The 26381-nt window shown below is 69.6% G+C and carries 27 protein-coding genes and 1 riboswitch; of the genes, 15 read left to right on the top strand and 12 right to left on the bottom strand.

From position 1 onward, the window contains the following. Positions 1-40: 40 nt before the first annotated feature. Positions 41-1624: a glycoside hydrolase family 20 protein gene (locus PV679_RS16795; RefSeq protein ID WP_319681057.1), complete on the bottom strand. Its 1584-nt coding sequence runs from the start codon at positions 1622-1624 to the stop codon at positions 41-43. Between the two features lie 262 nt (positions 1625-1886). On the opposite strand from PV679_RS16795, the gene PV679_RS16790 reads away from it, so the two are divergent. From PV679_RS16790 to PV679_RS16755, 8 genes are all read left to right on the top strand, one after another. Continuing rightward, entirely contained in the window at positions 1887-2465 is a 579-nt protein-coding gene (locus tag PV679_RS16790; protein WP_319681099.1) for a 2-oxo-4-hydroxy-4-carboxy-5-ureidoimidazoline decarboxylase, read from the top strand. 169 nt (positions 2466-2634) lie between these two features. Beyond that, on the top strand, positions 2635-3015 hold the full coding sequence (gene sdhC, locus PV679_RS16785; RefSeq protein WP_319681056.1) for a succinate dehydrogenase, cytochrome b556 subunit: 381 nt from the start codon (positions 2635-2637) through the stop codon (positions 3013-3015). Positions 3016-3025: 10 nt separating this feature from the next. Then, positions 3026-3517 carry a succinate dehydrogenase hydrophobic membrane anchor subunit gene (locus PV679_RS16780; RefSeq protein WP_319681055.1) on the top strand — a complete coding sequence of 164 codons (492 nt, stop codon included), beginning with the start codon at positions 3026-3028 and terminating at the stop codon, positions 3515-3517. 20 nt (positions 3518-3537) lie between these two features. Then, the gene (sdhA, locus tag PV679_RS16775; protein ID WP_319681054.1) at positions 3538-5292 is read left to right on the top strand and encodes a succinate dehydrogenase flavoprotein subunit; all 1755 of its coding nucleotides are present in this window, start codon (positions 3538-3540) and stop codon (positions 5290-5292) included. Next, entirely contained in the window at positions 5292-6050 is a 759-nt protein-coding gene (locus tag PV679_RS16770) for a succinate dehydrogenase iron-sulfur subunit (protein WP_319681053.1), read from the top strand. The genes sdhA and PV679_RS16770 overlap by 1 nt, the downstream gene beginning before the upstream one ends. 266 nt (positions 6051-6316) lie before the next feature. Beyond that, positions 6317-6751 (top strand): hypothetical protein, encoded by a 435-nt coding sequence (locus PV679_RS16765; RefSeq protein WP_319681052.1) that lies wholly within the window; start codon positions 6317-6319, stop codon positions 6749-6751. 6 nt (positions 6752-6757) lie between these two features. Beyond that, positions 6758-7159: a thiol-disulfide oxidoreductase DCC family protein gene (locus PV679_RS16760; RefSeq protein WP_319681051.1), complete on the top strand. Its 402-nt coding sequence runs from the start codon at positions 6758-6760 to the stop codon at positions 7157-7159. A 59-nt stretch (positions 7160-7218) separates the two neighbouring features. Further along, the gene (locus tag PV679_RS16755; RefSeq protein WP_319681098.1) at positions 7219-7923 is read left to right on the top strand and encodes a TetR/AcrR family transcriptional regulator; all 705 of its coding nucleotides are present in this window, start codon (positions 7219-7221) and stop codon (positions 7921-7923) included. Between the two features lie 52 nt (positions 7924-7975). Here the strand turns inward: PV679_RS16755 and PV679_RS16750 are convergent, their stop codons facing one another. From PV679_RS16750 to PV679_RS16740, 3 genes are all read right to left on the bottom strand, one after another. Beyond that, positions 7976-9529 carry an ABC transporter substrate-binding protein gene (locus tag PV679_RS16750; RefSeq protein WP_319681050.1) on the bottom strand — a complete coding sequence of 518 codons (1554 nt, stop codon included), beginning with the start codon at positions 9527-9529 and terminating at the stop codon, positions 7976-7978. Positions 9530-9686: 157 nt separating this feature from the next. After that, positions 9687-10943: a metallophosphoesterase gene (locus tag PV679_RS16745; RefSeq protein ID WP_319681049.1), complete on the bottom strand. Its 1257-nt coding sequence runs from the start codon at positions 10941-10943 to the stop codon at positions 9687-9689. A gap of 49 nt (positions 10944-10992) precedes the next feature. After that, positions 10993-11241, bottom strand: a complete 249-nt coding sequence (locus tag PV679_RS16740; RefSeq protein WP_319681048.1) for an SCO4848 family membrane protein — start codon at positions 11239-11241, stop codon at positions 10993-10995. On the opposite strand from PV679_RS16740, the gene PV679_RS16735 reads away from it, so the two are divergent. Further along, positions 11180-12646 (top strand): D-alanyl-D-alanine carboxypeptidase, encoded by a 1467-nt coding sequence (locus tag PV679_RS16735; protein WP_416069739.1) that lies wholly within the window; start codon positions 11180-11182, stop codon positions 12644-12646. The two genes, PV679_RS16740 and PV679_RS16735, sit on opposite strands and share 62 nt — an antisense overlap. Here PV679_RS16735 and PV679_RS16730 read toward each other — a convergent pair. Next, complete coding sequence (locus PV679_RS16730; protein WP_319681046.1) at positions 12594-13577, bottom strand: YihY/virulence factor BrkB family protein; 984 nt, start codon at positions 13575-13577, stop codon at positions 12594-12596. The genes PV679_RS16735 and PV679_RS16730 overlap by 53 nt on opposite strands. A 295-nt stretch (positions 13578-13872) precedes the next feature. Between PV679_RS16730 and PV679_RS16725 the strand changes: the two genes are divergently transcribed. Further along, a complete protein-coding gene (locus tag PV679_RS16725; protein WP_319681045.1) occupies positions 13873-14628 on the top strand; it encodes a decaprenylphospho-beta-D-erythro-pentofuranosid-2-ulose 2-reductase in 756 nt (251 codons plus the stop codon). Positions 14629-14686: 58 nt separating this feature from the next. Here PV679_RS16725 and PV679_RS16720 read toward each other — a convergent pair whose 3' ends face one another. Together PV679_RS16720 and trpS are read right to left on the bottom strand one after the other, a co-directional pair. Continuing rightward, the gene (locus PV679_RS16720; RefSeq protein WP_319681044.1) at positions 14687-15277 is read right to left on the bottom strand and encodes a 2'-5' RNA ligase family protein; all 591 of its coding nucleotides are present in this window, start codon (positions 15275-15277) and stop codon (positions 14687-14689) included. A 189-nt stretch (positions 15278-15466) separates the two neighbouring features. Further along, a complete protein-coding gene (gene trpS, locus PV679_RS16715) occupies positions 15467-16480 on the bottom strand; it encodes a tryptophan--tRNA ligase (RefSeq protein WP_319681043.1) in 1014 nt (337 codons plus the stop codon). A gap of 88 nt (positions 16481-16568) precedes the next feature. On the opposite strand from trpS, the gene PV679_RS16710 reads away from it, so the two are divergent. From PV679_RS16710 to PV679_RS16700, 3 genes are all read left to right on the top strand, one after another. After that, positions 16569-17198 (top strand): RNA polymerase sigma factor, encoded by a 630-nt coding sequence (locus tag PV679_RS16710; protein ID WP_319681042.1) that lies wholly within the window; start codon positions 16569-16571, stop codon positions 17196-17198. Further along, on the top strand, positions 17191-18033 hold the full coding sequence (locus tag PV679_RS16705) for a hypothetical protein (protein ID WP_319681041.1): 843 nt from the start codon (positions 17191-17193) through the stop codon (positions 18031-18033). The genes PV679_RS16710 and PV679_RS16705 overlap by 8 nt, the downstream gene beginning before the upstream one ends. Before the next feature lie 100 nt (positions 18034-18133). Beyond that, positions 18134-18895, top strand: a complete 762-nt coding sequence (locus PV679_RS16700; RefSeq protein WP_319681040.1) for a hypothetical protein — start codon at positions 18134-18136, stop codon at positions 18893-18895. Positions 18896-18988: 93 nt separating this feature from the next. Here PV679_RS16700 and glyA read toward each other — a convergent pair whose 3' ends face one another. Next, positions 18989-20257: a serine hydroxymethyltransferase gene (glyA, locus tag PV679_RS16695; protein WP_319681039.1), complete on the bottom strand. Its 1269-nt coding sequence runs from the start codon at positions 20255-20257 to the stop codon at positions 18989-18991. A gap of 36 nt (positions 20258-20293) precedes the next feature. Continuing rightward, a riboswitch (ZMP/ZTP riboswitch) is annotated at positions 20294-20384 on the bottom strand. 317 nt (positions 20385-20701) lie between these two features. On the opposite strand from glyA, the gene rocD reads away from it, so the two are divergent. Further along, positions 20702-21910 carry an ornithine--oxo-acid transaminase gene (rocD, locus tag PV679_RS16690; protein ID WP_319681038.1) on the top strand — a complete coding sequence of 403 codons (1209 nt, stop codon included), beginning with the start codon at positions 20702-20704 and terminating at the stop codon, positions 21908-21910. Between the two features lie 67 nt (positions 21911-21977). Here the strand turns inward: rocD and PV679_RS16685 are convergent, their stop codons facing one another. The 4 genes from PV679_RS16685 to PV679_RS16670 form a co-directional block, all read right to left on the bottom strand. Then, positions 21978-23156: a glutathionylspermidine synthase family protein gene (locus PV679_RS16685; RefSeq protein ID WP_319681037.1), complete on the bottom strand. Its 1179-nt coding sequence runs from the start codon at positions 23154-23156 to the stop codon at positions 21978-21980. Between the two features lie 27 nt (positions 23157-23183). Beyond that, positions 23184-23462: a hypothetical protein gene (locus PV679_RS16680; protein ID WP_416069738.1), complete on the bottom strand. Its 279-nt coding sequence runs from the start codon at positions 23460-23462 to the stop codon at positions 23184-23186. A gap of 303 nt (positions 23463-23765) precedes the next feature. Next, positions 23766-24158, bottom strand: a complete 393-nt coding sequence (locus PV679_RS16675) for a VOC family protein (protein WP_319681036.1) — start codon at positions 24156-24158, stop codon at positions 23766-23768. 129 nt (positions 24159-24287) lie between these two features. Continuing rightward, complete coding sequence (locus PV679_RS16670) at positions 24288-25613, bottom strand: PLP-dependent aminotransferase family protein (protein ID WP_416069740.1); 1326 nt, start codon at positions 25611-25613, stop codon at positions 24288-24290. Positions 25614-25849: 236 nt separating this feature from the next. On the opposite strand from PV679_RS16670, the gene PV679_RS16665 reads away from it, so the two are divergent. Further along, a complete protein-coding gene (locus PV679_RS16665) occupies positions 25850-26377 on the top strand; it encodes a carboxymuconolactone decarboxylase family protein (RefSeq protein WP_319681034.1) in 528 nt (175 codons plus the stop codon). Positions 26378-26381 lie beyond the last annotated feature (4 nt).

The raw sequence follows: 26381 nt of genomic DNA, 5'->3' as shown, positions 1-26381 counted from the left end.
ACGCGCTGTCCACACGTAATAGGAGGGCACGCCGGCGCTCTCAGCCGGCGTCGACCTTTTCCGCGAGCGCCGTGAACCCGCTCCAGCTCAGCGCCGGCCTGGCCGGGTTCCACAGCTTCTGGGAGACCGCCCGCAGCGGCATCCTGATACCCCGGGCCACCTGGTCCTGGGTCTGCGCGTTCGGGAAGTCGCCCCAGACCGCGAACAGTCCGCCGAGGATCTGCTTCGAGTAGCGCTGCGGCACCGGCGTCGTGCCGCGCAGGACGAACGGAGTCCACTGCTCGTAGATCCGCTGCCCCGTCGGATAGCGGAAGGCGTTCGGCTGGCCGAGTACGTAGTACAGGTACTCATCGTTGTAGTTGATCACGTCACGGCCGTCGTTCAGATACTCCTCCGGCGGCCGCGCCCCGATCTCCTTGCCCGTCCAGTAGGCGACCTCCAGGCTCGGATCGGCCCGCACGGCGCCGCCGCGGAAGATGCCGTCGTTCCAGACCCTGAGCTTGCGGTCGAACGGCTCCATCGCCGAGGCCCGGCCGTTCGTCCAGGCGGTCGTCAGGTCCTGGATCCGGCCGCCGCTCCCGTACTGCTGCACCGCGAGCCGGGCGAGCCGCGGATAGGACGCCTCCGGGTCGCGGACGAGCAGGGCCTGGTACTCGTCACCGCCGAGATGCCAGTACGGCCCGGGGAACAGGCCGGCGAACTCGCGCAGCAGATCGTCCACGAGCCGCGCCGACGCGGCCTGCGAGATGTCGATGGCCCCTCGTGTCGGCACTCCGGCGGCGTTGCGGAGCTGGAGCGCCGGATAGTGGGCCAGTACCGCGCCGAGATGTCCCGGAGAGTCGATCTCCGGGACCACGTTGATGTGCAGCCGCTCGGCGAGCGCCAGGATCCGCCGCACCTCGGCCTGGGAGAGATGCTCCTTGGAGACGATCTCCGGATGGGTCGTGGAGGCGATACGGAAACCCTGGTCGTCCGAGAAGTGCAGCCCGAGCTGATTGAGCTTGAGGTCGGCCATCTCACGCAGCCGGTCCTCGATCCAGGCGGGCGTGTAGTACTTGCGGGCGATGTCGAGGTTCAGGCCGCGCTGCGGGCGGTCCGGACGGTCGCGCACGACGCCTTCCGGCATCACACCGTCCGCGCGCACCGACTGCTTGAGCGTGCGGGTGCCGTAGAAGACGCCCGCCTGGTCGGGCCCGGTTATCCGGACCCGGCCGCCGCGCACGGTGAGGGTGTACGACTCCGCGGCGCCGCCTCCGCTCGCGAGCGCCAGCTCGACATCACCGGCGCGCGCCGGCACGGCGCCGCGGTAGGCGATCTTCAGCTCCTGGGCGAGCAGCCTGCCCTCGTCCGCGAGCCCGCCGCTGCCGCCGGCGATGACGACGCCGCTCGTGGCGGCGGGCCGCCAGCCGGGACCGCGGGCCGCCTCGTGCGTCCGCACGGAGGGGATGGAGCGTGGCGCCTCCGAGAGCGGATAAGACCGCGAGGGCGAAGGCGAAGTGGTCGCGGGGGCGGGCAGTGAGCGCGCGCCCTCCGACGAATCCGTGCCGCCGGAGCCGCATCCCGCCACGGCGGCGACGGTGGCCAGCGCCACTGCCGCGCCGGCCACCTGGGGTGTCCGTATCACTGGATACCTCCCATGTCCGTCGAAAGTGTGGCGAAGTTACGCCGAAGGTCCCATGAAAACGTCCATCGCGCGCGCCGAAACTCTCCCTTCCGGGTGAAAATCGTGCACCCGTCGGACCAATTGCCTCAGGCGCCGATAGCGTTGCGACCCAGGTACCCCTTCTCGCTCAACCACCTCGCCTGTCCGTACGTCCAGCAGTACGTCACGCCAGTAATACGTCGTTGCCACCTCCCCCCGTCAAGCCGCGTTCGAGGAGCCCACGCTGTCCAGCGCATCCCACGCCGGCCCCCTCAGCCTCCTGCACCTCTTCAACAGCGCCCCGCAGGTCGCCGCTGAAGCGGCGTTACTCACCTGCTGCGGCAGCCAGCGCTGGGCCCAGCGGCTGGTCGCGCACCGTCCCTATCCCGATCTCGAAACCCTGCTCGCGGCGTCCGACGAGGCCAGTTACGACCTCTCCGCGGCGGACCTCGCCGAAGCGCTCGCCGGCGAGTCCTCCTCGGGCCCGCCGCACGGCGCGCCGGCCTCCGCCAGGACCGCGCTGCGCGCCGCGCACGCGGCGTACGAGAGCAGCTTCGGCCATGCCTTCGTGATCAGTCTGGACGGTCACCGGCCGGAGGAGTATCTCGACGAGGTGCTGGCCGGTATCCGTACCCGGCTCTCGCACGAGCCCGATCACGAACGAGTGGTCGCCGCCGACCAGCTCCGCCGACTCGCCCGGGCCAGAATCACACACATGATCGACCGCCGGATCCAAACGCCTCGTTCCGGGGACTCTAAATCTTCAGCTCATCCGGAATCCGGGAGTTCAGGCTGTCCGGATAGCCCGTCCGTGGCTGTTTGATTGCCTGTTTGATCACACCTGTGGACCCCTGGGCGAACGAACCGACAACACGTCGCTACGATGGCCGGGGCCGGTGGACCGTACCCGGCCGGGCGCGACCGACACCACTGTGCTTGATTGAGTAGAAGATGGCGGCCGGCCCCGATCCCCGCTCCCGGAGGGTTTTTCCGTGCCGGCTGGAACGCTGTACCGCGGCCGGGAAGGAATGTGGTCCTGGGTGGCTCATCGAGTCACCGGCGTCCTCATCTTCTTCTTCCTGTTCGTACACGTGCTGGACACCGCTCTCGTCCGTGTCTCCCCCGAGGCCTACGACAATGTCGTAGCGACCTACAAGAACCCGGTCGTCGCGCTGCTCGAGTACGGCCTTGTGGCCGCAATCCTCTTCCACGCGCTCAACGGCCTGCGCGTCATCGCCGTGGACTTCTGGTCCAAGGGCCCGCGCTACCAGAAGCAGATGCTGTGGACCGCAGTGGGCATCTGGATCGTCCTGATGGTGGGCGCCCTCTACCCCGTGCTCGGCCACGCCGTGCGCGAAGTCTTCGGGAGCTGAGAGGTCCGCCATGTCTTCCAACAACACAGTCGCCGACAGCGCTTCCGCGATCGGTCCCGTCGAGGGCGCGAGCCTGTACGACGCCGATTTCCCGGCTCCGCTCATCGAGGCGCCGCGCCGGCGCACCAGCAAGACCCCGAAGGCGGCCCGCGGCAACTTCGAGATGGCCGCGTGGCTCTTCATGCGGCTGTCCGGCGTCGTCCTGGTCGTCCTGGTCATCGGTCACCTGCTCATCCAGCTCGTGCTGGACGGCGGTGTCTCCAAGATCGGCTTCGCCTTTGTGGCCGGCCGCTGGGCGTCGCCGTTCTGGCAGGTCTGGGATCTGCTGATGCTGTGGCTCGCGATGCTGCACGGCGGCAACGGCCTCCGTACCGTCATCAATGACTACGCGGAGCGCGCGACCACGCGCCTGTGGCTCAAGGGCCTGCTGTACACCGCCACGGTGTTCACCATCCTTCTGGGATCGCTGGTGATCTTCACCTTCGACCCGAACATCCGCTAAAGCCGGGGCTGACGAGACCAATGAAGATCCATAAGTACGACACCGTCATCGTCGGCGCCGGTGGCGCCGGTATGCGCGCGGCCATCGAGTCGACCAAGCGCAGCCGTACCGCCGTGCTGACAAAGCTCTATCCGACCCGGTCCCACACGGGCGCCGCGCAGGGCGGTATGGCCGCCGCGCTCGCCAATGTGGAAGAGGACAACTGGGAGTGGCACACCTTCGACACGATCAAGGGCGGTGACTACCTGGTCGACCAGGACGCCGCCGAGATCCTGGCGAAGGAGGCCATCGACGCGGTCCTCGACCTGGAGAAGATGGGCCTGCCCTTCAACCGGACCCCGGACGGCACGATCGACCAGCGCCGCTTCGGCGGCCACTCCCGCAATCACGGTGAGGCGCCGGTCCGCCGGTCCTGCTACGCCGCGGACCGCACGGGCCACATGATCCTCCAGACGCTGTACCAGAACTGCGTCAAGGAGGGTGTGGAGTTCTTCAACGAGTTCTATGTCCTGGACCAGTTGATCACCGAGGTCAACGGCGTCAAGAAGTCCGCCGGTGTGGTCGCCTACGAGCTGGCCACCGGCGAGATCCATGTCTTCCGGGCGAAGTCGGTCATCTACGCGTCCGGCGGCACCGGCAAGTTCTTCAAGGTGACCTCGAACGCGCACACGCTCACCGGTGACGGCCAGGCCGCCTGCTACCGGCGCGGACTGCCGCTGGAGGACATGGAGTTCTTCCAGTTCCATCCGACGGGCATCTGGCGCATGGGCATCCTGCTCACGGAGGGCGCCCGCGGCGAGGGCGGCATCCTGCGCAACAAGGACGGCGAGCGCTTCATGGAGAAGTACGCGCCCGTCATGAAGGACCTCGCCTCGCGCGACGTCGTCTCGCGCTCCATCTACACGGAGATCCGCGAGGGCCGTGGCTGCGGTCCCGAGGGCGACCACGTCTATCTGGACCTCACACACCTGCCGCCGGAGCAGCTCGACGCCAAGCTGCCCGACATCACCGAGTTCGCGCGGACCTACCTCGGCATCGAGCCGTACACGGACCCGATCCCGATCCAGCCGACCGCGCACTACGCCATGGGCGGCATCCCCACCAACGTCCAGGGCGAGGTCCTCGCCGACAACACGACGGTCGTGCCGGGCCTGTACGCGGCCGGCGAGGTCGCGTGCGTCTCGGTGCACGGCGCGAACCGGCTGGGCACCAACTCACTGCTGGACATCAATGTCTTCGGCCGCCGCTCCGGCATCGCCGCCGCCGAGTACGCCGAGAAGAACGACTTCGTCGAGCTGCCCGACAACCCGGCGGAGCTGGTCGAGAACCAGATCGAGCGCCTGCGCAACTCCACCGGCAAGGAGCGGGTCGCGGCCCTGCGCCTGGAGCTCCAGGAGACCATGGACGCCAATGTCATGGTGTTCCGTACCGAGCAGACGATCAAGACGGCCGTCGAGAAGATCGCCGAGCTGCGCGAGCGCTATCTGAACGTGTCCGTGCAGGACAAGGGCAGGCGCTTCAACACCGATCTGCTGGAGGCCGTCGAGCTGGGCAATCTGCTCGACCTGGCCGAGGTGATGGCCGTCTCGGCCCTCGCCCGCAAGGAGTCCCGCGGCGGTCACTACCGCGAGGACTTCCCGAACCGTGACGACGTGAACTTCATGCGCCACACCATGGCGTACCGCGAGGTCGGCGACGACGGCAACGAGTCCATCCGTCTCGACTACAAGCCGGTCGTCCAGACCCGCTACCAGCCGATGGAGCGTAAGTACTGATGGCTACACCGACCCTGGACCGGGTCGAGGCTGCGTCCGCCGCCTCGCACCTCATCACGGTCACCTTCCGGATCCGCCGCTTCAACCCCGAGGTCTCGGACGAGGCCCAGTGGCAGGACTTCCAGATCGACATCGACCCCAAGGAGCGGGTGCTCGACGGTCTCCACAAGATCAAGTGGGAACTCGACGGCTCGCTCACCTTCCGGCGCTCCTGCGCGCACGGCATCTGCGGCTCCGACGCGATGCGTATCAACGGCCGTAACCGGCTGGCGTGCAAGACGCTGATCAAGGACATCAACCCCGCGAAGCCCATCACGGTCGAGCCCATAAAGGGCCTCACGGTCCTGAAGGACCTGATCGTGGACATGGACCCGTTCTTCCAGGCGTACCGCGACGTGATGCCGTTCCTCGTCACCAGCGGCAATGAGCCGACGCGTGAGCGGCTGCAGTCCGCCGAGGAGCGCGAGCGCTTCGACGACACCACCAAGTGCATCCTGTGCGCCGCGTGCACGTCGTCCTGCCCGGTGTTCTGGAACGACGGCCAGTACTTCGGTCCGGCCGCGATCGTGAACGCGCACCGCTTCATCTTCGACTCGCGTGACGAGGCCGGAGAGCAGCGGCTGGAGATCCTCAACGACAAGGACGGCGTGTGGCGTTGCCGTACGACGTTCAACTGCACGGACGCCTGCCCGCGCGGTATCGAGGTCACGAAGGCGATCCAGGAAGTCAAGCGCGCGCTGATCACGCGTCGTTTCTGACGGCGCGACCGCTCCGGCTCAAGGGCCCGTCCCGTACGAACTCCGTACGGGACGGGCCCTTTTTCCGTGCCAGGAGCGCCTCAGGAGCGTGCGGGAGCCGCCGGGCCGAGTCCGTATGCCCCGGGCCGAGCCCGCGTCAGGCAATCCGTCCAACAGGCCCGGGAGCACGGGCCGTTCCCGGGCCGAGCCTCGCTTGAACATGTTCAAAAACAGGTCTACAGTCCATGACAACAGGTTTTGAACACGTTCAAAGGGGAGGGTGAGGGATGGACCTCACTGTTGTCGCGTACGCCGTCTATCTGGTGATCAGCGTGGCGCTCACCGTGTGGGTGGCCCGGACGCTCAGTCAGAACGGGCGGGTCTTTCTCGCCGACGTGCTCCAGGGAAACGAGAAGCTCGCGGACGCCGTCAACCATCTGCTGGTCGTCGGCTTCTACCTGGTCAACCTCGGTTTTGTGGCGCTCTATCTGAAGAGCGCGGACGCCGTCGAGCAGGCGCGTGGGCTCTTCGAGGCGCTCTCGGTGAAGGTCGGTGTCGTACTGCTCGTGCTCGGAGTGATGCACCTCGGCAATGTGTATGTGCTCAACAAGATCCGGCGGCGCGGGATCATGGAGCGCGAACAGACTCCGCCGGTGCGGCCGCAGGGCTGGACGGCGCCCGCGGACAAGGGGCCGCGAGCCACGCCGGCCACCGGCGCGTGACCGGCCATGGACCGTCACGTACGGCGGCTGACCGTGCTGTACGACGCCGAGTGCCCGCTCTGTGTCCATCTGCGGCACTGGCTGCTGCGTCAGCCTCAGCTCGTGCCGATCGACTTGGTGGCCGCCGGCTCGGCGGAGGCACGGCGGCGGTATCCGGACCTCGATCACCGAAGCACCCTGCGGGAGATCACCGTCATCGGTGACGGCGGCCAGATCTACCGAGGGACCGCCGCCTGGATCGTCTGTCTGTGGGCGCTGGCCGAACACCGGCCGAAGGCCCACTGGCTGGCCACTCCGGCCGGCGCCCCGTTCGCCCGGGTCAGTGTGCTCGCCGCCGCGAAGTACCGGGAGCTGACGGCCACGTCCTGCGCGGGGGCGTGCGAAGTGCCCGCGCCGTCGGACCGCTAGGCTCGGGGAGCGTGAAGGACGAGCAGAACACGCGGGAAACGAAGGATGTCAAGGACCCGGTGAAGGACACCAAGGCCCCCAAGAGCGAGCAGACCCGCACGCTCATCCTCGAAACCGCGCTGCGGCTCTTCCAGGAACGCGGCTACGACAAGACGACCATGCGGGCCATCTCCCAGGAGGCGGGCGTCTCCGTCGGCAACGCGTACTACTACTTCTCGTCCAAGGAACATCTCGTCCAGGGCTTCTACGACCGGATCGCCGCCGAGCACCGCGCGGCGGTCCGGCCGGTGCTCGACCGGGAGACCGAGCTGGAGGCACGCCTCGCCGGAGTACTGAAGGCCTGGCTCGACATCGCCGCTCCGTACCACGAGTTCGCCGCGCAGTTCTTCAAGAACGCCGCGGATCCGGCGAGCCCGCTGAGCCCGTTCTCACCCGAATCGGAACACGCCCGGCAGGCCGCCATCGCCGTCCACCGCGAAGTGCTGGCCGGGTCGAAGGCCAAGGTGGCGGAGGAGCTGGTCGGCATACTGCCGGAGTTGATGTGGCTGTCCCAGATGGGCCTCGTCCTGTACTGGGTCTTCGACCGCTCGGAAGGCAGCGAGCGCAGCCGCCGGCTCGCCGAGCGCGGCGCCCTGCTGACCACCAGAGGCGTCTCGCTCTCGCGCTTCCGGGTGCTGCGGCCTCTCGTACGCGAAGTGCACGAGCTGTTCACGGACTTCCTGCCGGGCATGGCGGAAGCGGTCGCCGCGCGCAAGCGGAGCTGACCGGCCCGCCGCGTCCCGTGCGGGAGCGCGGGAGACCGGCGCGCGGGACCGGTCAGATCCAGCCGAGTTCCCACAGCCGCCAGATGCCGGTGCCGTCCGACAGATACTGCGAGCCGGTGACATCCTCACGGCTCAGGACGTAGTCCTTCTTCTGCCACAGCGGCAGCACCGGCACATCCCGCGCCACCTCCCGTTGCAGCGCCCGGAAGTCCTGCGAGGCACGGGCACGGTCGCCGTACTGCTGGGTGGCCTGGATGAGCTGGTCGACGCGGTCGCTCGCATAGCCGTTGTGCAGCGTGGAGTTACGGCCGATCAGCGGCTGGACGAAGTTGTCCGGGTCCGGGAAGTCGGGCAGCCAGCCGATGGTGTACGCACCGAACTGACCGGCGGCGTTGGCCTTCTGGAAGGCCTTCCACTCCTTCTCGACGATCTTCACCTTGAACAGTCCGGTGGCCTCAAGCTGCCTGCGCAGCTCCGCCGCCTCCGGCGCGGCCGAGCCGCCCCGCGCGTGCCCGAGTGTGAAGCTCACCGGCGTCCTGACGCCGGCGTCCGCCAGGAGCTTCGCGGCCCGTCCGGAATCCGGGTCCGGATAGGCGTCGAAGAACGGCGTGCTGTGGGCCGTGATGCCCTGCGGGATCAGCGAGTAGAGCGGCTCGACCGTGGAACGGTACACACCGGAGACGATCTTGGGCCGGTCGACGATCGCGGCGACCGCCTTGCGCACCGCCTCGTCGGCCATCGGCGAACCGTCGCGCAGATTGAAGACCAGATTGCGGATCTCCGCGCTGTCCGCCTCGGTGACCCGGATGTCCTCCGCGGCGATGTCCACTCCGGCGACGACGGACGGCGGGAGCTGGCGATGCGTGACGTCGACCGTCCGGTCGTCCCAGGCGGCGGCCAGCTCCTCGGGCTTCTGGAAGTAGCGGATCTCCACCGGGCCGCCGGTGTCGGCGATGGCACCGCGGTAGGCCGGACTGGGCTCCAGACGGGCGCTGGAGTCCGGGCTGTACTTCTTGAGGAGGTACGGACCCGAGCCGTCCGCCGCGCCGTCCGTGCGCAGCCGGTCGGCCGGGTACGCGGTGTGGTCGACGATCGAACCGGCTCCGGTGGCGAGCTTCAGCGGGAAGGTCGCGTCCCGGGAGCCGAGGTGGAAGGTGACCGTCTGGCCGTCGGCCGCCACCGACTTGAGCGTGCTGAAGAGCGGCCCGGGACCGACGTCCGCGTTGATCGCCAGGACCCGGTCGAAGGAGTACTTGACGTCCTCACCGGTGACCTTGTGGCCGTTGGCGAAGGTGAGATCGTCCCGGACCTCACAGCGATAGGTCCGCAGCTCCGAGCCGACGAAGCCGCATTGGCGTGCCGCGTCCGGCACGGGCGTGACCGTACTGGGCTTGAATGTCATCAGTGACTGGTAGATGTTGCTGAACAGCGCCCAGGATCCGGCGTCGTACGCTCCCGCCGGATCGAGCGAGGTGACCACATCGGTCGTGCCGACCGTGATCGCCTTCTGTGCGGCCCGGTGGGACGGGAGCAGTTGCCAGCCGCCCACTCCCGCCGCCACCAGCGCAAGACATGTGATGAGTATCCGCAGACGGATCGGCCGCATCGCTGTGCCCCTCTGTCACGCCCACCCCTGACCGTGATGGCGATCACCCAACCACACGGGAATCGGCGGTGGAAGGGAAATCCCGGGTCTCACAGGCAACGGTCAGGTCAAGCCCCGGGACATGTCCGTGAGGACCGGCCCCGGGGCCGCGGAGGCGTCAGGCCTGACGCGAGGCCAGCTCCACGACGGTGATGTCCGAGGGAGCTCCGACACGGACGGGCGGGCCCCAGGCGCCCGCGCCTCGCGTTACGTAGAGCTGGGTGTCGCCGTATCTCTCCAGACCGGCGACGGTGGGGTTGGCCAGTTCCGCGAGGAGGTCGCCGGGCCAGAGCTGGCCGCCGTGCGTGTGGCCGGAAAGCTGGAGGTCGACGCCGTGGTGTACGGCGTCGTCGATGACCACGGGCTGATGGGCGAGGAGTACGGACGTCCTGGTCCGGTCGCGGTCACCGAGCGCCTTGGCGAAGTCCGGACCCGCGCCCTCGCTCTCGCCCGCGATGTCGTTGACCCCGGCGAGATCGAAGCCGGGCATCTCCACGCGGTCGTTCTCCAGCGGACGCAGGCCCAGTTCGCGGACATGGTCGACCCAGGCGGCGGCGCCCGAGAAGTACTCGTGGTTGCCGGTCACGAAGAACGAGCCGTGCGGTGCCTCAAGACCGGCGAGAGGCTCCGCGGCGGGACCGAGGTCCTCGACGCTGCCGTCCACCAGGTCGCCGACGACGGCGATCAGGTCGGGCCGGGCGGAGTTGATGGAGTCCACGATGCGCTGGGTGTGGGCGCGGCCGAGGATCGGGCCGAGGTGGATGTCGCTGACGACGGCTATCCGGAAGCCATGGGCGCTCCTGGGCAGCTTCGCGAGCGGGACGGTGATCCGCTTGATCCGTGGGCCGCGCAGCACGCCGTAGGTGCCGTAACCGACCGTGGCGAGTGCGGCGGTCGCGGCGGCGCCGCCGACGACCCGCGAGACGAAGAGCCGGCGGGACGGTGCGGCGGGCGCGGGCGCCGCTGAGGCGCGGTCAGGCGCGGGCGTGTCCGGGGCGGCCGGTGTCCGGACCGCGCCGACCGTGGCCGGCGCGGTCACCTCAATGGCCGGTTCCGCCATGTCGCGCGCGCTCTCCCGGCGCTCCGTCCATCGCCGCAGCAGCGGACGTACGGCCTCTCCCACGGCCAGCGCGAGGACCAGATAGAGCAGGACCGCCAGCCAGAGGAATCCGGGCCAGGCCAGCACCTGCTGCACCCGGAAGGGTGCCTGGGCCCGGCCCGACGTCACGGCGCCGACGGCCAGTAACGGCAGTACGACGACGGCGGCCGTTCCCGCCCTGCGGCCGAGACCTCCCGGCTTCGTCGTGTCCCGCACCAGACGCCGCCATACATACCAGTGGGCCGTCACCACGAGCGCCACGGCCAAAAGCACCATAAGAATGACCAATATGAGCACGAACGGGCCCCTATCCGAATTGTTCGCGTTATCCGCGCTGTTCGCGCCGGAGTGCACGGACGCCACGGAACCCGATCGCACCCACCGCTGTCCCCAGAAGGAAGGACGCAATGGCGAGCAACAGGTGCACCCAGAAATACCCCGTCGGATCACCGGCGTCGTCGAAAGCGAGTCCGCTGCCGTCCTGCCACAGGTTCTTGACGAAGGTGATCCAGATGAACCAGCTCCAGACCCCGAAGGCAAGCAGGAACCAGGACACCGGGCGGCTGAGCTTCATAGGCCCAGTATCGCCGCAGCTCTCCGGCGGGCAGCAGGCGGGTCCTGAGGGCCGGCGCCCCGGCGGGCCGGCCACCGGAGGGATAGGCCGGGCCTGGCCCCGGGAGTCCCGGATCACCCTGCCGGTGTCGGAATCGATGTCCAGGCCATGTACGTTTCCGATCGTGTCCGCTCTGAAAAAGACCGCATTGACGGTCATCGCCGCCGTGTTGCTGCCAGTTCTGACCGCCTCTCCCTCATCGGCGGACAGCAAAATCGACGGACCGGGCGACGGCCAGCCCAAGCCGCCCGTCTCGATGTCCACGGTCGGCGGACCTCTGCTCGGCAAGGCCGGCACCCAGGTGAACCTCGGTCCCGGCGCCCCGGTCCTGCCCAAGAATCTGAGCGGCCGCTCCTGGATCGTCGCGGACGCCGAGTCCGGCGAGGTACTGGCCTCGCACAACGCCCACTGGCGACTGCCGCCGGCCTCCACTCTCAAGATGCTCTTCGCCGACACGGTGCTGCCCAAGCTGCCCAAGACGCAGAAGCACAAGGTGACGAACGCCGAGCTGGAGGGCGTGGGCGCGGGCAGCAGTCTGGTCGGAGTGAAGGAAGAGCTCACCTACAGCGTCCACGATCTGTGGCTGGGGGTCTTCCTGCGCTCCGGAAACGACGCCGTGCATGTGCTCTCCGCGATGAACGGCGGAGTCCCGAAGACCGTCAAGGACATGCAGCGGCACGCCACCGAGCTCCAGGCACTCGACACCCATGTCGTCACGCCCGACGGCTACGACGAGAAGGGCCAGGTCTCCAGCGCGTACGACCTCACGCTGATCGCCCGCTCCGGTCTGCAGAAGAAGGACTTCCGCGAGTACTGCTCGACCTCGTCGGCCGTCTTCCCGGGCGAGCAGAAGAAGGGTAAGAAGCGCGAGACCTTCGAGATCGCGAACACCAACCGGCTGCTCACCGGGGCCGGCGGGGTCACCGCGTACAAGGGCATCGCGGGTGTCAAGAACGGCAACACCACTCACGCGGGCGCGACCTTCACCGGAGTCGCGGAACGCAACAACAGGGTGCTGCTGGTGACTGTCATGAACCCGTCCTCCGGAGAGGGCCAGGCGGTCTACCAGGAGACGGCACGCCTCTTCGACTGGGGCTTCTCCGCGGCCGGCAAGGTCAAGCCGGTCGGCCTGCTGGTGGCGCCCAAGTCCGCGAAGACGAATGCCTCTCCGAGCCCGACCACGGTGACGGCCGACAATCCGTCGAGCCAGGCCAAGCCGCTCGCCGCCGCCAGCGGCGGATCGGGCGGTATCGGGATCGCCCTGGCCATCACGGGCGGTGCGCTGATCGTGCTGGCGGGCGCGGTATATCTGGTCAACCGCCGCTGGCCGCTGCCCGACCTGGTCCGTCGCCTTCCGCACCGCTAGCACCACCGGCACGACCGGCACCACCGGCACCACCGGCACCACCGGCACCGGCCGGCTCCTCGGCCGGCGGATCCGTCTCCTCCTTGCCCGGGGTCGCCGTCCACGCGGCGCAGAACAGCAGCAGCCGCGCAGTGAAGTTGATCCACAGCAGCAGCGCCACCGGCACACCGAACGCGCCGTACATGCTCTTCCCCGCCACGTCTCTGATGTAGCCGCCGAGCAGCAGCTTGAGCAGCTCGAAGCCGACGGCGCCGACGAGCGCGGCGACAATCAGCCGGTGGCGCCGCGGCTGCACCCGCGGCAGCAGCGTCAGGACGTACAGCAGGATCAGGAAGTCCGCGAGGACCGCCAGCACAAGAGCGGCGCTCTGCAGCACCACACCGCCCGCACCGCCCTCGGGGATTCCCAGCCGCGCGGCGGTCCAGCCGACGGCGACGGAGCCGAATCCGGACGCGCCGAACGAGGCGAGCCCGACCGCGCCCAGGCCGAGCAGCACCACCGCGTCCTTGGCCTTGAGCAGGAACACATTGCCCTCTTCGGCCTCGTCCCGTTCCCAGACGGCCCGCAGACACTCCCGCATCGAACCGACCCAGCCGACGCCGGTCAGCACCAGCAGCGCGCCGGCCACCACGCCGACCGTACCGGCGTTGGCCACCAGCCCGTCGATGTCGAGCTGGCCGGAGATGCCCGGGACCTGCTCGGCGATGCCGTTCTTGAGCTTGTCGAGCTGGGCCGGGCTGAGCAGCGCGGCACCGACCGCGGCGCCGACGGTGATCAGAGGGAAGAGCGAGAGAAAGCTGATGAAGGTGATGGCCGCGGCCAGGCGCGTCCAGTGCACCCGGTCGAGCCTCTCGTACGAACGCCATGCGTGCGTCCTCATCAGCCGGACCACGAACGGGCCGATGACGGGAAGTTTTTTCAGCCAGTCCATGAAGGAGCTCTACCCTCGGATCGGAAAACCAGCGCGCGGGTGCCCGGAGCCGCCGCGCGGCGGCGCACATGAGCGATTCTCACGCCATCGCCATGAGGACGCCGCGTCGGCCACCCATTCATACGAGTGCGACGACAAGCACGACAAAGAATGCGGTATGGGGCGATACGGTCACCATCATGTCAAGCGGCACCGGTATCGCTCCGGGCAACGCCACGGCACGTACGCCGATACCGGCGCGGCGGCCCGCCGGCCGTGCGGCCTCTGTCCCGACACTTCCAAGGAGCACTGAACGATGAAGGACGCCTTCGGCACCCCGCGGTCCCTGCTGGTCCTCGGCGGTACGTCGGAGATCGCTCTGGCCACCGCGCGCCGGCTGATCATCCGCCGTACGCGTACGGTCTGGCTGGCCGGCCGGCCCTCCGCCGCGCTGGACACCGCCGCCGAACGGCTGCGGACGCTCGGCGCGGACGTCCGTACCGTCGCCTTCGACGCGCTGGATCCCGGCTCGCACGAAGAGGCGCTCGGGAAGGTCTTCGCCGAGGGACACATCGACATGGTGCTGCTGGCCTTCGGCGTCCCTGGCGACCAGGCGCACGACGAGGCGGATCCGCTCGCGGCGGTGCGGGTCGCCCAGACCAATTACACCGGCGCGGTCTCGGCGGGACTGGTGTGCGCGGGCGCGATGCAGATGCAGGGACACGGTTCGCTGGTGGTGCTGTCCTCGGTGGCCGGCGAGCGGGCCCGCCGCGCCAGTTTCATCTACGGGTCGAGCAAGGCGGGACTGGACGTGTTCGCGCAGGGTCTCGGCGACGCCATGCAGGGCACCGGGGTCCGGGTCATGATCGTCCGGCCGGGTCGCGTGCGGACGAGGATGACGGCCGGGCAGCCGCGGACTCCGCTGTCGACCACGCCGGAGGCGGTCGCGGCGGCCATCGAGCTGGGGCTGCGGCGACGCTCGGAGATGGTGTGGGTGCCCGGTGCGCTGCGGGTGGTGATGACGGCGATGCGGCACCTTCCGCGGCCGTTGTTCCGCAGGCTGCCGGTCTGAGGAGGGCGAACGGGCTGCCGCGGCGGCGGACTTGCGGTCCGAGCCGGACGCGACCTGCTCAGGGGCGCAGCGAGGCGGGATGGCCGAGCGGGGTGTTCTGGCTCGGCATGTCCGTCAGTCCGTCGCCGCCGCCGAACGCGTACTCGTGGAGCTTGCGCCAGACGCCGTCCGCGCCCTGCTCGTACAGCGCGAAGGACGCGCAGCTCCACTCCGCGCGATACTCCGACAGCTCCTCGTAGGCCGTGTCCATCGCCTCCTCGGCGATACCGTGCGCCACGGTCACATGCGGGTGGTACGGGAACTGGAGCTCTCGGACGAGCGGCCCGGACGCGTCCCTGACGCGCTTCTGCAGCCAGGCGCAGGCCGACGCGCCCTCGACCACCTGGACGAAGACGACGGGCGAGAGTGGCCGGAACGTGCCGGTGCCGGAGAGCCGCATCGGGAAGGGCCGGCAGCCGGAGGCGACCGTGGCGAGGTGCTCCTCGATCGCGGGCAGCGCCGCTCCGTCGACCTCGGTGGGCGGCACGAGCGTGACATGCGTGGGGATGCAGTACGCGGCGGGATCACCGAAGCTCGCACGCCGTTCCTGGATCAGGCTGCCGTACGGCTCCGGGACCGCGATCGAAACGCCGAGCGTTACGGTCCCCACATCGTTCTCCTCAGTCCGTTAATCGGATGGTATGTCAGCGGTGCCCGCTCGCAAGTCTGGCGGCCGGACCGTCCGGCCGCCCGGCGCCCGGGGCGGCCGGGCCTCCGGCCGGGTCCGCCTCGGCCGTTCGGCCCTGCCGCCCGGTTCCGCCGTCCGGTACGGGCGCCGCTCCACGTCGCGCCGCTCGCGTCAGTGCTTGGCGGGCAGGAAGCCGACCCTGTCGTACGTCTGGGCCAGCGTCTCGGCCGCGACCGCGCGGGCCTTCTCGGCGCCTTCGGCCAGGATCGCGTCGAGCGTCTCCGGGTCGTCCAGATACTCCTGGGTACGGGTCCTGAACGGCGTAACGAAATCGACCATGACCTCCGCGAGGTCCGTCTTCAGCGCGCCGTAGCCCTTGCCGGTGTATTTCTGCTCCAGCTCCGCGACGCTGGTGCCGGTGAGAGTGGAGTAGATGGTGAGCAGATTGCTCACGCCCGGCTTGGCCTCGGCGTCGAAGCGGATCTCGCTGCCGGTGTCGGTGACCGCGCTCTTGATCTTCTTCGCGGTGGTCTTCGGCTCGTCCAGCAGATTGATCAGGCCCTTGGGCGTGGACGCCGACTTGCTCATCTTGACCGTCGGGTCCTGGAGGTCGTAGATCTTCGCGACCTCCCGGACGATGTGCGGCGCCGGGACCGTGAAGGTCTGGCCGAACCGGGTGTTGAAGCGCTCGGCGAGATCGCGGGTGAGCTCGACATGCTGCCGCTGGTCCTCGCCGACCGGGACGGCGTTCGCCTGGTAGAGCAGGATGTCCGCGACCTGGAGGATCGGATAGGTGAACAGACCGACCGTGGCGCGGTCGGCTCCCTGCTTGGCGGACTTGTCCTTGAACTGCGTCATCCGGGAGGCCTCGCCGAAGCCGGTGAGGCAGTTCATGACCCAGGCGAGCTGGGCGTGCTCCGGGACATGACTCTGGATGAAGAGCGTGCAGCGCCGCGGGTCGAGACCGGCGGCGAGAAGCTGGGCGGCCGCGAGGCGGGTGTTGGCGCGCAACTCGGCGGGATCCTGCGGGACGGTGATCGCATGCAGGTCCACGACCATGTAGAAGGCGTCGTGGGTGTCTTGCAGCGCCACGTACTGGCGCACCGCACCGAGGTAGTTCCCGAGGTGGAACGAGCCGGCGGTGGGCTGGATACCGGAGAGCGCGCGGGGACGATCAGAGGCCATGCTCACCATTCTCTCAGGTGCGGCTGACAGCTCGGGAACGGATCTCCGAAGGTGGGAACCGATCCCCGGCGACCGGTGTATCAAAGCTGTGAGCACTCGGGAGGGGACCCTGGAGGGGGGCCGTGCCCTGACGGTCGCGGATGAGGCGGCGGTGATCGCGCGCGTGCGTTCCGGTGATCCGGAGGCGTACGCGGAGCTGGTGCGCGCGCACACGGGCGTCGCACTGCGCGCGGCGGTGGCCTGTGGGGCGGGACCGGACGCGGAGGACGTGGTGCAGGCCGCGTTCTTCAAGGGCTATCGCGCGCTGGGCGGCTTCCGGGACGGAGCGTCGTTCCGTCCCTGGCTGCTGCGGATCGTTGTCAATGAGACAAGGAACACAGTGCGCTCGGCGGCCCGGCTGCGGGCTCTGGCGGGGCGGGAGGCCATGTTGCTGGGCACCGAGCCGCTGATACCGGAGTCGGCGGATCCGGCCGCCGTGGCCATGGCGGAGGAGCGGCGTGCGCTGCTGGTGGCCGCGCTGGAGAAGCTGAGCGAGGACCAGCGGCAGGTGGTGACATACCGCTATCTGCTGGAGATGGACGAGGCGGAGACCGCCGAGGCGCTGGGCTGGCCGCGTGGCACGGTCAAGTCCCGGCTGAACCGCGCGCTGAAGAAATTGAGCGGATTCGTGTCGGTGCCGGACCGGGCCGGACAGGAGGGAGGTGAGGGGCATGAGTGAGGACGAGGAGGCCGAGCGACCGCGACTCGACGAGCTGCCGGAGGAGTTGCGGGCTCTGGGGCGCGGGATACGGATTCCGGATGTCGACGGCGAGACGATGGCGGAGCGGGTACTGGCACAGCTCCTCGCCGAGGCCGTACCCGTACCGGCACCCGGGCCGATGGGCCGGACCGACCGGGTCCGCGGCTGGCTGCGCGGGCGGTGGCGGATGCTGGCCGCCGCGCTCTCCGGCCTGGTGGTGGTGCTGGTGCTGACACCTCCCGTGCGGGCGTCGGTGGCGGACTGGTTCGGCTTCGGCGGGGTCGAGGTGCGGTATGACCCGTCGGCCGGTCCACGGCCGGCGGAGCCCGTGCGGGTGCCGGGCTGCGACCGTCCGGTGACACCGGCCGAGGCGGCGCGGCGCGCGGGTTTCACTCCGCGAGTGCCGGCCGGGCTCGGCCCTCCGGACGCGATGTCGCTGCGCGGGACACCGCGTCCGGAGGGCCGCGGCGCCATGGTCAGCCTCTGCTGGACCGAGCGGGGGCGGACGCTGCGCCTCGACGAGTTCGCGGCGTCGCTGGACATGAGCTTTGTGAAGCAGGTCCGGGTCATGCCCCAGTGGCTGGAGCTGAGCGGTGGCACCGGCGTGTGGTTCGAGGAGCCGCATGTGCTGCGGTTCCGGCTGGTGAGCGAGGACGGCGAGGGATGGACGGAGACCGCGCGGCCGGCGGGCCCCACGCTGCTGTGGGATGACGGCGACATCCAGGGAGCGTCCGCCGGCGAGCGGCTGACACTGCGGCTGGAAGGGGTCGAGTCGTTGGCGAGGGCGAGGGCCATCGCGGAATCGGTCCGTTGAGACGGGCCGCGGAGTGGGAACCGGAAGCGGCCGAGCGGTGTAAAGGAGGTGACGCGAAGGCGGTGCGGACGGGCCGCGCCGCGCGTCGGCAGGGGGAAGCATGCGACAGCGATATGCGCGAACGCTCCGACGGGCCGCCGTACTTGTGGCGGCGCTGGCACTGACCTGGGGCTTCGCTCCGAGCGCCATGGCCGGAGGCCCGACCAGCGTGCTGATCGCCTCACCGGAGAGTGAGGAGACGGCCGCGCTCTACTACACCGACAAGGAGTACGCCGAGCTGACGCGGCAGCTCGGCGCCCTGGAGGAGCCGGCGCCAAAGGCGCCGGGACAGAAGGAGCGGCCGCGCTCGCTGGACGGCGCGCTGGGGTCGCGGCAGATCAATGTGACCTGGATGCTCCACGATGTGCGGCCCTGGCGGGTGGACCGGGTGTACACCAGCGCGGATCTCTCCACGATCTGGATAGCCACCTTGCCGCAACCGTCGCCGCGGCAGGAGGTGAGCTGGCACCGGGCGGAGCAACCGGCGGCGCTGCGGGCCTTGTTGAAGAAGCTCGGGCTGATGGGCGAGAAGACCGGTGCGGGTCTGTCCGGCGGCATGGCGCCGCCGCCCGCCGTGGAGGCGGGCGGGAGCGCCGCCGGGGCCGCCGGTCCGGACGTCCCGGCGCGCGAGCGGGAAGAGGCCACCGCGTCGGCGGCAGCCGACGATTCGGCCGTGTGGTGGTGGGCGGCAGGCGCGCTGGGCGCCGGTACGGCGATCGGTCTGGTGCTGCGTCCGCTGGCCGGGCGACTGCCGCGCCCGCCGTTCGGCGGGCGCGGTGGGCCGGGGACCGGCGGTCCGCGTCAGCAGTTGCTGGACGTCTGAACCCGGTCCGGCCGCCCGGGAGTCCGCCGGTCGCTGGGGCCGGGGCTCCGTCGGAGCGGTAAGCGGGGTCTCCGTCGGAGCGGTAAGCCGGGATCAGACAGGCAGGCCGGGGGCCGGGAAGGCGGTCATCAGGTCGGCGACCTCGGCGCGGATCGTGGCCAGCGCGTCCTCGTCTCCCTTGCCCGCCGCGGTGACGCCCCGGTCGATCCAGTCGGCCACGGCCGCCATATGGGAGGTGTCAAGACCGCGGGAGGTGAGGGAGGGGGTGCCGATCCGCACGCCGGAGGGATCGAAGGGCTTCCGCTGGTCGTAGGGCACGGTGTTGTAGTTGACCACGATCCCGGCCCGGTCCAGCGCCTTGGCGGCCACCTTGCCGGGCACGTCCTTGGGTGTGAGGTCCATCAGGATCAGATGGTTGTCGGTGCCGCCGGAGACAAGGTCGAAGCCGCGCGCGAGCAGTTCCTCGGCCAGAGCCCCGGCATTGGCGACGACCGACCGCGCGTAATCACGGAAGGAGGGACGGGCCGCCTCGTGCAGGGCGACCGCGATGGCGGCGGTGGTCTGGTTGTGCGGGCCGCCCTGAAGGCCGGGGAAGACCGCCTTGTCGATGGCCTTGGCATGCTGCTCCCGGGACATCAGCATCGCGCCGCGCGGGCCGCGCAGGGTCTTGTGGGTGGTCGTCGAGATCACGTCGGCATACGGCACCGGGGAGGGATGGACACCGGCCGCGATCAGCCCGGCGATATGAGCGACATCGGCGACCAGCACCGCGCCGGACTCCTCGGCGATCTCACCGAAGGCCGCGAAGTCGATGGTGCGGGGAAGTGCGGTACCACCACAGAAGATGATCTTGGGCCGCTCCGTGAGCGCGAGCCGGCGCACTTCGTCGAAGTCGATCAGGCCGGTGTCCTGACGCACGCCGTACTGCACGCCCCGGAACCACTTGCCGGTGGCCGACACACCCCAGCCATGGGTGAGATGGCCGCCCATCGGAAGGGACATGCCCATCACGGTGTCACCGGGCTCGGCGAAGGCGAGATAGACGGCGAGGTTGGCCGGTGAGCCCGAATAGGGCTGGACATTGACGTGCTCGACGCCGAAGAGGTCTTTGGCACGGGCGACCGCGAGCAGTTCGATCTGGTCGATGACCTGCTGGCCCTCGTAGTAGCGACGGCCCGGATAGCCCTCGCTGTACTTGTTCTGCAGGACGGTCCCGGACGCTTCGAGGACCGCCCGCGAGACATAGTTCTCGCTGGGAATGAGGCGCAGGGTCTCGGCCTGGAGCCGTTCCTCGGCGCCGACGAGCGCGGCCAGTTCCGGGTCGTCCACCGAGAGGGCGGGATGATGGGTGGGATGCGTCATGGTGTCCTCCGGGACGATCCGTGCTCGGTCGTGGTCCCGGGGTGCCCAGGCGGGCGGCACCTCGTGCGATGAACCGCGCGCGGCTCCACCGCGGTCTGTTCCGCGTACGCCAGTCGCCGTGCGTACCACCCAGCGTAAGGGCTGCCCCGTCATCCCCGGCGGATCAGCGCGCGGCGTCGGATGCGGTGCATCGCGAGGCGGAGGAGCGGGCTCGTACGGGACGTCGTGGCTGGCCCCGACAACGCCGCGAGCGGGCGTGCCGGGCGTCGTGGGCCAGGCGGGATGTGTCAGACCGGACCGAGGCGCTGTGCACCGGCGCGCGGGCCTTGTTCGGCCGGGGCACGCCGGGAGCAAGGTTTCCTCGTCCGCCCGGCGAGCGACGATAGAAAGTGGGGCATTGCCCCGCTCACGCCGGACAGCTTGTCCTGACCGATCGGAGAACCCGTGTCGACAACGGAGCGTGCCATCGCCTCGGCGGAGGCCCACAGTGCGCACAATTACCACCCGCTGCCCGTCGTCGTCGCCTCGGCGGACGGTGCGTGGATGACCGATGTCGAGGGCCGTCGCTACCTCGACATGCTCGCCGGATACTCGGCGCTCAACTTCGGCCATGGCAACAGGCGGCTGATCGATGCCGCCAAGGCCCAGTTGGAGCGGGTGACACTCACCTCCCGGGCGTTCCACCACGACCGGTTCGCCGACTTCTGCGCGGAGCTGGCCGAGCTGTGCGGCATGGAGATGGTCCTGCCGATGAACACCGGGGCGGAGGCGGTGGAGACGGCGGTGAAGACCGCCAGGAAGTGGGGCTACCGGGTCAAGGGCGTGCCGGACGGCATGGCGAAGATCCTGGTCGCGGCCAATAACTTCCACGGCCGGACGACCACGATCATCAGCTTCTCCACGGACACGGAGGCGCGGGCGGACTACGGGCCGTACACGCCCGGGTTCGAGATCGTTCCGTACGGGGATCTCACGGCGCTGGGCACGGCGATGACCGAGAACACCGTGGCCGTGCTGCTGGAGCCGATCCAGGGCGAGGCCGGGGTGCTGGTACCGCCGGCCGGTTATCTCGCCGGGGTGCGGGAGCTGACCCGGGAGCGCGATGTGCTCTTCATCGCGGATGAGATCCAGTCGGGCCTGGGCCGGACGGGCAGGACGTTCGCCTGTGAGCACGAGGGCGTGGTGCCCGACATGTATGTCCTCGGCAAGGCGCTGGGCGGCGGTGTGGTGCCGGTGTCGGCCGTGGTCTCCTCGGCCGAGGTACTCGGTGTGCACCGTCCCGGCGAGCATGGTTCGACGTTCGGCGGCAATCCACTGGCCTGCGCGGTGGCGCTGGAGGTCATCGCGATGCTCAGGACCGGCGAGTTCCAGCAGCGCGCCGCGGAGCTCGGCGACCATCTTCACCACGAGCTGGGACTGCTCGTCGGCGGCGCGGTGGAGACGGTGCGCGGCCGCGGCCTGTGGGCCGGCGTCGACATCGTGCCGTCGCACGGGACGGGCCGGGAGATCTCGGAGCGGCTGATGGAACGGGGAGTGCTGGTGAAGGACACGCACGGCTCCACGATCCGGATCGCTCCGCCACTGGTGATCAGCAAGGAGGACCTGGACTGGGGCCTGGACCAGCTCCGGTCGGTGCTCGCGGACCGCAGCTAGGCCGAGCTAGGCCCTGTCTGACACATCCCGCCGTCGCCGCAGTAGGACGGCGAGCACAGAACGGCCGTCACACGATGACATGGGGCACGAATCGGGCGTACTCGTCCGTGATCAGGCCCGAGGACTCCCGGATGCCCAGGCCCGCCGCCTCGTCCTCGACGACCCATGCTCCGAGCACCACATGGTTGCCGTCGAAGTCGGGCAGCGGGGCCAGTTCCTGGTAGCAGCACGCCTCGTCCCGTATCACCGGCGCCGTGCCCGGCCGGTGGACGGTGATCCCGGCGCCTTCGCGGCCGAGCAGGGGCTTGGAGACATAACCGGTGGCGGCGAGTTCATGAGGGCCGCCGAGATGGGCGGGCAGCAGATTGGGATGGCCCGGGTGGAGTTCCCAGAGGATCGCGAGCAGCGCCTTGTTGGAGAGGAGCATCTTCCAGGCCGGTTCGATCCAGCAGGTGGTGCCGGTGCCGCCGCCGTTGTCGAGAGTGTCCAGGACATGCGGACCGAACCGGTCGGTGGCCAGCCACTCCCAGGGATACAGCTTGAAACAGCTCCGCACGAAGCGCAGCCGCTCGTCGACGAAGCGGCCGGAGAGCCGGTCCCAGCCGATCTGTTCGACGGAAAGCGCCTCGGTGTCGAGACCGGCCTGCTCGGCGGTCTCGCGCAGATACGCGACCGTCATCAGGTCCTCGCCCAGTTCGTCACCGTCGGAGTGCGCGAAGTGCACGGGTCCGGGCGGCAGGAGGGTGGACTGCCGCTTCCAGGCGGCGACGAGACGTTCGTGGAGGGAGTTCCACTGGTCGGCGCCGGGGAAGCGCTCCTCCATCCAGAACCACTGCGCGCTCGCGGCTTCGACCAGTGAGGTGGGCGTGTCGGCGTTGTACTCCAGCATCTTGGCCGGTCCTGTGCCGTCGTAGCGCAGATCGAACCGGCCGTAGAGGGACGGCAGTTCGGACCGGCGCTGCCAGGACTCGGCTATCAGTGCGGCCAGCCTCGGGTCGGTGATACCGAGGTCCTCGAAGCGGTCGCGCTCCACGATGTGCGCGGCGGCGTCCAGACACAGCCCGTGCAGCTCCTCGACGACCTCTTCGAGGGCCTCGATCTCGGGCAGAGCGAAGGTGTAATAGGCGCTCTCGTCCCAGTAAGGGCGCAGCGAACCGTCCGGGTAGCGAGTGAGCGGATAGACGACGCCCTGCTCCTCGACGGTCTGCTGCCAGCCGGGCCGAGGGTCGATGGTGTGACGTTTCATCAGCGGTTCACCGGGCCACGCGGATCATCAGCCACCGCCGGAGCCGGAGCAGCCGAAGCCACCGCGGTCGACCGCGGACTTGTCGAAGCTGCCGCCGTCGACCTTGCCCTTGTCGCTGGATCCGCCGTAGTAGTACGAGCCCCTGCCGCCGCTCTTGCACTCGGAACTGGGCAGTCGCGCCCGGCTCGTCCGGTCGGCGCACCGCTTGTCGGGCTCCGAGCCGCACGAGGTGATCGCGACCGCGAGCAGTCCCATACCGCCGAGTACCACGGTGCTCGACCTCAGCCTCCGTTGCCGCACCGTCATGTGCCGCCTCCCCCGTCGCATGCGAACCGGCCTATGAGCAGAGCCGTCTGGACACACTAGTGCGACGGGGCGAACATTGCCGGAACAGGCCCTGGCTGGATGACCGGACCACATGGTCGCCCCACATGGTCGCCATGGAGGTGCGCGGCTTCCGTGCCTCTGACGCCGCGTCGCCGGTCGCCTCGCCGGTCGGCCGCTTCGTCGGCGTGGTCCGGTTCGTGGCGCGGACGGCGGCCCGCGTCGGCGAGCCCCCGGCGGTGGCGGAGCCGGGTGCCGGGGGCTGCCGTGACGGGCCGCCGCGGACTACTCGCTCGCGCCGCTGCCGTAAGGACGGGTGATGACTTCCATGCCGTGTCCCGCCGGGTCCGCGAAGTACACGCCCCGGCCGCCGTCATGGTGGTTGATCTCGCCGGGCTGTTTGCGGTGCGGATCGGCGTAGTACGTGATCCCGGCGTCCTGGATCCGCCGGAAGATCCCGTCGAACTCTTCCTCGGTGACCAGGAAGGCGTAGTGCTGCGAGACGATGGACTCCGCCGGAATGGCCGCGAAGTCGAGCGTGACGCCGTTGCTCAGCTCGATCGGGATGAACGGGCCCCACTCGGCCCCGACTTCGACATCCAGGATGTGCGCCAGGAAATCGGCGGATTCCCGGCTGTCCCGGGAATGGATGATGGTGTGATTCAACTCGACTGACACTGTGGAATGCCTCCGTAAGGCAAACTCACGGGCACCTCCATGCCTCACCCGGACGGTGACCGACACGCGACGCCGTACTGACGATCCTAAGGGCTGTCCCGTATCCACGCTCCCGGATCTCCGGCGGTGTCACGGCAGCACCCGGCCCAGCGCGTCCAGCGCCCCGGTCCACGCGCTGTCCGTCGGCGTGCCGTAGCCGACCACCAGGGCGTCCCTGCCCGGTCGCACCGAGGGATGGCGGAAGCTCGCCATGCCGTTGAGCGCCAGTCCTTGCCAGGCCGCCGCCTCGACGACTGAGCGTTCGGTGCCCGGCGGCAGCTCGACGACGGCATGGAGTCCGGCCGCGATGCCGGTCACGCCGACGGCCGGGTCCCGGTCAGCGAGCGCGGCGACGAGCTGATCGCGGCGCCGGCGGTAGCGCAGACGCATGGAGCGGACATGGCGGTCGTACGCGCCCGAGGCGATGAACTCCGCGAGTGTGAGCTGATCCAGCGCGCTGGACACCCAGTCCACCTCGCCCTTGGCCTCCATCACCTCTCCCACCAGCTCCTGCGGCAGCACCATCCACGCGAGCCGCAGCCCGGGCGCCAGGGACTTGCTCGCCGTGCCGAAGTACGCCACCCGCTCGGGATCCAGTCCTTGAAGTGCACCGACAGGCTGGCGGTCGTAGCGGAACTCGCCGTCGTAATCGTCCTCAAGGATCAAGCCGCCCGTGCGGCGCGCCCAGTCGACGGCCGCCGCGCGCCGGTCGGGATGGAGCGCCACACCGGTCGGGAACTGGTGCGCCGGTGTCATCAGCACCGCGCCGGCACCTTTCGCGTCCGCCAGCTCCTCCGTACGGGCACCGCGTTCGTCCAGCGCGAGCGCGGTCATGCGCATCCCCGCCCTGGTCAGGATCTTCCAGTGCACATCGAGCCCGTACGACTCCACGGCCACCGCCCGCACCCGCCGCGCGAAGAGCACGTTCGCCATCAGCATCAGACCGTGGACAAAGCCGGAGCAGATCACGATCCGCTCCGGATCGGCGTACACGCCGCGCGCCCGCGCCAGATAGTCGGCGAGGACGGTACGCAGTTCGATCCGGCCGCGCGCGTCGCTGTATCCGAACGCCTCGGCGGGCGCGGCGGTCAGTGCCCGGCGCGCGGCCGTCAGCCACTGCGCGCGCGGGAATCCGGCCAGGTCGGGAAAGCCCGGCAGCAGGTTGTGGGCGGGCCGGCGGTCGACCGGCCGCGTCCTCGGCACCGGAGGCGCGGGTCTGCGGGGCGCGGCCCGCCGGGCCACTCGCGTCCCCGAGCCCTGCCGCGCGGTGAGCCAGCCCTCGGCGACCAGCTCGGCGTACGCGTCGGCCACGGTGTTGCGGGCGATGCCCAGATCGGCGGCGAGCGAACGCGAGGAGGGCAGCCTGGTGCCGGGCGCGAGACGGCCGGTGCGGACGGCTTCACGCAGGGCGTCCATCAGCCCGGCACGCAGTCCGGCGCCGCGCAGCTCCAGATGCAGATCGGCGCCGAAGGCCGTCCCGGCGCCGGACCCGTCCGCGCGCTCCGACGCGGTCCCGGACCCGGACGCCCCATCAGGTCCCGGCTCCGTCTCGCGCCCGGGTCCGTCCTCTGCTCGCGCCGCCGGAGTGGCCCAGGAATCCGTCATGGAAGTGGACCATACCTCTGTGCCATCACACGCGTAGCGTCGATCTCATGACAGCGACGACAGCGAACACGACGAACGCAGCGAGCTCAGCCACGGAGTACAACCCGGAGCACACGCCCCGGCTCGACCTGGCCAAGCTCGCCCCCGAGGTCTACAAGGCCATGATCCGGCTGGACGCCGCCGCCCGGCAGGGCGTCGACCCGACCCTGCTCGAACTCGTCAAGATCCGCGCCTCCCAGATCAACCACTGCGCGTTCTGCCTCGACATGCACACCAAGGACGCGCTGGCGGCCGGCGAGTCGGTGGAGCGGATCATCCAGCTCGGCGCCTGGGAGGAGTCGCAGCACTTCTACACCGCGAAGGAGATCGCGGCGATCGAGCTGACCGACGCGATCACCGTGCTGACCGACGGTTTCGTGCCGGACGAGGTGTACGCGAAGGCCGCGAAGCAGTTCGACGAGACCGAGCTGGCCCATCTCATCGGCGCGATCACGGCGATCAACGCCTGGAACCGGTTCGGTGTGTCCACCCGGTTGGTGCCGGGCCACTACACGGCCGGCCAGGTCAGGCACTGACCGG

It is taken from the genome of Streptomyces sp. AK02-01A (genome assembly GCF_033795305.1).
GTDB lineage: Bacteria > Actinomycetota > Actinomycetes > Streptomycetales > Streptomycetaceae > Streptomyces.
This window is presented reverse-complemented; position numbering and strand designations above follow the sequence as displayed.

What these genes read in the sequence shown, in the direction of transcription:
- PV679_RS16730 (WP_319681046.1), bottom strand. Translation starts at nt 13,577, where the DNA reads ATGGACTGGCTGAAAAAACTTCCCGTCATCGGCCCGTTCGTGGTCCGG.
- PV679_RS16745 (WP_319681049.1), bottom strand. Translation starts at nt 10,943, where the DNA reads ATGGTGCTTTTGGCCGTGGCGCTCGTGGTGACGGCCCACTGGTATGTA.
- PV679_RS16680 (WP_416069738.1), bottom strand. Translation starts at nt 23,462, where the DNA reads ATGACGGTGCGGCAACGGAGGCTGAGGTCGAGCACCGTGGTACTCGGC.
- glyA (WP_319681039.1), bottom strand. Translation starts at nt 20,257, where the DNA reads ATGACGCATCCCACCCATCATCCCGCCCTCTCGGTGGACGACCCGGAA.
- PV679_RS16705 (WP_319681041.1), top strand. Translation starts at nt 17,191, where the DNA reads ATGAGTGAGGACGAGGAGGCCGAGCGACCGCGACTCGACGAGCTGCCG.
- PV679_RS16725 (WP_319681045.1), top strand. Translation starts at nt 13,873, where the DNA reads ATGAAGGACGCCTTCGGCACCCCGCGGTCCCTGCTGGTCCTCGGCGGT.
- PV679_RS16780 (WP_319681055.1), top strand. Translation starts at nt 3,026, where the DNA reads ATGTCTTCCAACAACACAGTCGCCGACAGCGCTTCCGCGATCGGTCCC.
- PV679_RS16765 (WP_319681052.1), top strand. Translation starts at nt 6,317, where the DNA reads ATGGACCTCACTGTTGTCGCGTACGCCGTCTATCTGGTGATCAGCGTG.
- PV679_RS16750 (WP_319681050.1), bottom strand. Translation starts at nt 9,529, where the DNA reads ATGCGGCCGATCCGTCTGCGGATACTCATCACATGTCTTGCGCTGGTG.
- PV679_RS16740 (WP_319681048.1), bottom strand. Translation starts at nt 11,241, where the DNA reads ATGAAGCTCAGCCGCCCGGTGTCCTGGTTCCTGCTTGCCTTCGGGGTC.
- PV679_RS16665 (WP_319681034.1), top strand. Translation starts at nt 25,850, where the DNA reads ATGACAGCGACGACAGCGAACACGACGAACGCAGCGAGCTCAGCCACG.
- PV679_RS16770 (WP_319681053.1), top strand. Translation starts at nt 5,292, where the DNA reads ATGGCTACACCGACCCTGGACCGGGTCGAGGCTGCGTCCGCCGCCTCG.
- PV679_RS16670 (WP_416069740.1), bottom strand. Translation starts at nt 25,613, where the DNA reads ATGGACGCCCTGCGTGAAGCCGTCCGCACCGGCCGTCTCGCGCCCGGC.
- PV679_RS16760 (WP_319681051.1), top strand. Translation starts at nt 6,758, where the DNA reads ATGGACCGTCACGTACGGCGGCTGACCGTGCTGTACGACGCCGAGTGC.
- PV679_RS16685 (WP_319681037.1), bottom strand. Translation starts at nt 23,156, where the DNA reads ATGAAACGTCACACCATCGACCCTCGGCCCGGCTGGCAGCAGACCGTC.
- PV679_RS16700 (WP_319681040.1), top strand. Translation starts at nt 18,134, where the DNA reads ATGCGACAGCGATATGCGCGAACGCTCCGACGGGCCGCCGTACTTGTG.
- trpS (WP_319681043.1), bottom strand. Translation starts at nt 16,480, where the DNA reads ATGGCCTCTGATCGTCCCCGCGCGCTCTCCGGTATCCAGCCCACCGCC.
- PV679_RS16735 (WP_416069739.1), top strand. Translation starts at nt 11,180, where the DNA reads ATGAACCAGCTCCAGACCCCGAAGGCAAGCAGGAACCAGGACACCGGG.
- sdhA (WP_319681054.1), top strand. Translation starts at nt 3,538, where the DNA reads ATGAAGATCCATAAGTACGACACCGTCATCGTCGGCGCCGGTGGCGCC.